Here is a 4,111-nt window from a genome sequence, read left to right as displayed (position 1 = left end):
GTTGAGCGTATTGACGACGTCCCTGGCCAGCTCCCAGTCCTGGGTGTTCAGCACTCGGGCGACCTCAGTGATGCGCAGGTTGCCGGCCTGCTTGTGCTTGTGCTGGTACTGAGTGCCATAGCCGGCATAGGCCAGGCCGTGGGCGGTCTTGCAGGTGACGTTGCGCGGAAAGCGATTCTTCGCCGCCATCTCCACCGACTTGTTGTAGCAGAGGTAGAGCATCTGCACGTCCGCATGGGAGCTGGCGTAGCCCACCAGGGTGGTGGTCTTGCCAGTGCCGGCGAAAGCCTGAATCAGCAATTTGCGCGCATCCGACGCGATGACGGGGGCTTGCTCGGGGGTCCATTGCATGGTGGCTCCTAGGTTTAAACAACACCTACAAAGCATGCAGAGAGGAGCGCGCGGAGTAAGCCAGAAACCGTATCTCAACTACCAAAGGTTGCAAACCTATGCATTGAGTCTGGCTGGCTTGACAGTGTGCGCTTAAGGACAGAAGTCGCAGCTGAAGCGGTAGGCTTTATGAGTCTTATGAGGCCGAATTGCGCAAGCGGCCCATGCTGCTAAGCGCACTACACGTGCGCGCCAATAGGCGGGCACGTGTAGCCGTGAGAGTTTTAGAGATGGAAACGGGCAACCATCTGGTTAAAGGAAGTTGCCAAGCGCGATAGGTCCTGGCTTGATGCGCTCGTTTGATTAGCACCTGCCGCAGTTTGGGTGGAGAGGTCCTGGATATTGCTCAGGTTGCGGTCCACCTCACGTGCCACCTGCGCCTGCTCCTCGGCCGCGCTTGCGATCACTAGATTGCGTTCGTTGATGCCAGCGACGGCTTCATTGATCCGCGCTAAAGCCTGGTCGGCCTCCTTGGCCAGGTGCTGAGTGTCTTGGGCGCGCGCCTGGCTACTATCCATGGCGCGAACTGCTCGATCGGCCGTTTGCTGTACTCCGCCGATCATACTTTCAATCTCGCCGGTGGATGCTTGAGTGCGAGCTGCCAGGGCGCGGACTTCATCGGCGACTACAGCGAAGCCGCGGCCTTGCTCGCCAGCGCGAGCGGCTTCGATAGCAGCATTGAGCGCGAGCAAGTTAGTCTGTTCGGCAATGCTGCGGATCACGTCGACGACTTTGCCTATGTCGCGGACTTGGTCAGCCAACTGTTGCACTGTCTGGCTCGAGCTACCTAGTTCGTTGGCCATGGCATCAATAGCACTCACTGCCTGCTGGACTTGGCTGCGACCAGTCTCCGCCTCCTGGCTGGTATCCCGAGAGGCGGCTGAGGTAGAGGTGGCGTTGCGGGCAACTTCCTCAACAGCGCTAGTCATCTGATTCACCGCAGTCGCAGCTTGCTGGATCTCGTCGTTTTGTCGAACCAGGCCCTGCGAGCTTTCGTCCGTTACGGCACTGAGTTCTTCTGCGGCGGAGGCAAGCTGATCCGAAGCGCTGGCGATCTCTTGCAGTGTGGAACGAAGATTGGCCTGCATGCCGGCTAGAGCATCGAGCAGTTGGCCTGGCTCATCACGACGCTGATTAACGATGGTTTGGGTGAGATCGCCACCAGCGACCCGCCGTGCACTGGCTACTGCCTCGCCAAGCGGGCGAGCAATGGAGCGGGTAATTACAAGACCTAGAGCAATGGCAATCAGGAAGGCTGCTGCAATACCAGAATATAGCCAGAGATTGGCTCGATAAACGCTTTCGTCAGCAGCGGCTGCGCCTTCTTTGATCTGGCGATTGTTGGAATCAACCATTACTTTAAGCTCATCCAGCACGCGTTCATACTGAGTCTGGACGTCTCCCTTGAGCAGATCGCGCACTTGACCGAGGTCACCTTTGTTTAAGGCGGCTAGGGTACGCTGGAGGCTTGCTTGATACAGCGGCCAATCCTTTTCCATTTGGTCGCCGGCCAGGCGCTCGTCATCTTCCAAAGGGGTAGCCCGGTAGATGGCGAACGCTTTTTCACTGGCCAACTGGTCGTTCTTCAGGTTCTGACGCACCTGTTCCAGCTCCCCGGCATCAGCACCCACAGCAGTGAGGGAGACCAAGCGGTATAGATCGCGGTTCTGGGCAACAGCATAGGTAGCAGTGACATTAGTTTGGCTAACCGATACCAGATTGTTGGAAAAAGTCAGCTTTAGAGCGTCGGCTAGACTGGCTATGCCGTCACTACCAAGAAGGCCCACCAACAAGGTTATGCAAGCACAAGCTACAAAGGCGACAAGCAATTTGACCGCAAGCTTGGCGTTAACGAACCAGTTCATAAAAAGACCTTCGTGTGATGTGATTAGCATTGCAGCCATTCTTTGCGCGTAGCAGCGTGCGCTTTGGCGTAGCTGAGTTTGCAGCGCGAAGTCCCAGGCCATTCGGGCTCGTATGTCCCCTATCGGCCGGCGTTACTTAGACTTTAGTCTTGGTCAAGGTGGCTGAGACGGCTGGTTGCTGACCTATGGTGGCAGCCAATACCACCCCTTCATGCTTGTGTGGTTTCTGGCAGCGCCCTTTTGCGGAGTAGCGGCTGATCGATAGGATTAGGTCTACAGGTACTTCTTGAACGAGGCGGTCGTGAGGTTCACCGATAGGGCCAGCAGGGCCGCACACGGCAGCAGCACCAGGAGCGGGCTCACGCTGAACGGCAAGGCGAGGTACAGCGACCAGGGCAACAGGGCCAGCGGCAGCATGGTGCTGCGGGCCTTGTGGTAGAAGTAGCTGGACTCGCGGCCCGCGCTGAACTTGCGGATGTCCCGCCGCACCAGGCCGTCGATGAAACCGACCAGGGCGGCCATGGCGAAGAGCGGTACCGCCAAGACCAGGATCACCAGGCGCACGCAGAACACCAGGATTGTGAAGAGAGCCGACAGACCGTAGGTCTGCACCGTCGTGACACTCTGCGCGGCTAGGTAGCGTACATCGAGCTCGCTCCGCGGGCCGGCAGCGGCCAGCTGCTGCATCCCGGTCAGCCACTGGACCAGGCCAGTCTTTACGAACAGCCAGTCATAGAGCAGCCCCACCAACCAGGTCGCCGTGCGCCCGGGCTCCTGGACCACAACGCTGGAGAGAAAGCCCTGTGACAGCCAACTCAGCTCGTGATCGAGCATGCCCTTGGCATGGTGCCAGCCAGCCTCTGGCCAGAAGAAATACAGGCAGAGCCAGTCCACCAGGATGGCGCCGCCCAGGGAAAGGAACATCACGCCGATGAAGTGGAAGGGGAAGCTGAGCACCGACCCGATAAAGGTCTGCTCTTTGACCTGCTGTTGCTGAGCGCGCTGGGCGACGTCGGCCATTAGCGGCGTCCTCGAGGAGCGGCGCTGGCGCGCCGGGCAATGGAGAAGAGAGCCTGGCGCTCGGCGGCGAGATCCGGCTGATGCTGGAAGGCTTCCCACTCGGTGTCTCCTGCTCGCCCTGCCGGCGGCCAGAGGTTGCCGCGTGGTCTCACGACCTCGGTCACCTGGCGGCCGGTGGCCACCAACAGACCCCAGCCCGACGGGAGATCCGCCGCCTGCAGCAGCCCCTTGGGACAGAGGTAGAAGCGGTAGAGCCCCAGGCCGCCGGCGGCGCGCTCGGGCTTGTTGCGATCGGCCAGGAAGTCGGCTCGGCTAATCTTCACTTCGATCAACGTCGAGCAGTTGCTGCGAAAGCCCAGCACATCCGGCTGCTCGCGTGAGCCAAAGCAGCGCAGCTCGGTGGCGACGAGGGGAAAGCCCTTCCGGCGCAACCAGGCGGCGCCCAGAGCGACGAGGCGGGCGTGATCGAGGTCGCGGGTCATGCCGCGTCTCCTTCGTCAGCGACGCCTTGGGCCATCTGCCGGAAGTCGTCCTGCAGGTCCAGGGGCAGGTCATCTGCCACCCGGCGCTGGCCCGGGGCCTCCCACCACTCACTGCCGGTGGCCTGACCCACCTGGTAGGTCTTGCGCATCTTCTCGGCTAGCTCCTGCAGGTCCTTGGGCATCGCCTCATCAGGATCCACTGCGGGCAGCGGCATCCGCACCTTCCACAGATTGCCGCCCTCGATCAGCGCGTAGCACTGGCCCTTGGGTAGGCCCACCACATGGGCGGGCTCCAGCATGGGCACGCTGGTGGCGCTGAGCTGGTCATGGGTGTTGGAGGTGAAGGCGGTCTTG

General features: G+C 60.7%; 3 protein-coding genes and 2 pseudogenes. All 5 read right to left on the bottom strand.

The window, feature by feature from the left end:
• Positions 1–351, bottom strand: a pseudogene (locus GSQ95_RS13310) (DNA helicase); the annotation flags it as partial.
• A 263-nt stretch (positions 352–614) separates the two neighbouring features.
• Positions 615–2,255, bottom strand: coding sequence for a methyl-accepting chemotaxis protein (locus tag GSQ95_RS13305; RefSeq protein ID WP_158892777.1), 1,641 nt, complete (start codon positions 2,253–2,255; stop codon positions 615–617).
• Between the two features lie 273 nt (positions 2,256–2,528).
• Positions 2,529–3,275, bottom strand: coding sequence for a TIGR03747 family integrating conjugative element membrane protein (locus tag GSQ95_RS13300; RefSeq protein ID WP_158892773.1), 747 nt, complete (start codon positions 3,273–3,275; stop codon positions 2,529–2,531).
• Entirely contained in the window at positions 3,275–3,757 is a 483-nt protein-coding gene (locus tag GSQ95_RS13295; RefSeq protein WP_158892775.1) for a hypothetical protein, read from the bottom strand. The genes GSQ95_RS13300 and GSQ95_RS13295 overlap by 1 nt, the downstream gene beginning before the upstream one ends.
• Positions 3,754–4,111, bottom strand: a pseudogene (locus tag GSQ95_RS13290) (conjugative coupling factor TraD, PFGI-1 class); the annotation flags it as partial. The pseudogene GSQ95_RS13290 and the gene GSQ95_RS13295, both read right to left, overlap by 4 nt.

This window comes from Pseudomonas sp. BAV 4579 (assembly GCF_009765395.1).
Taxonomy (GTDB): Bacteria; Pseudomonadota; Gammaproteobacteria; order Pseudomonadales; family Pseudomonadaceae; genus Chryseomonas; species Chryseomonas aestiva.
The sequence above is the reverse complement of the archived record's forward strand: the minus strand, read 5'-3'. Positions and strand labels throughout refer to the sequence as shown.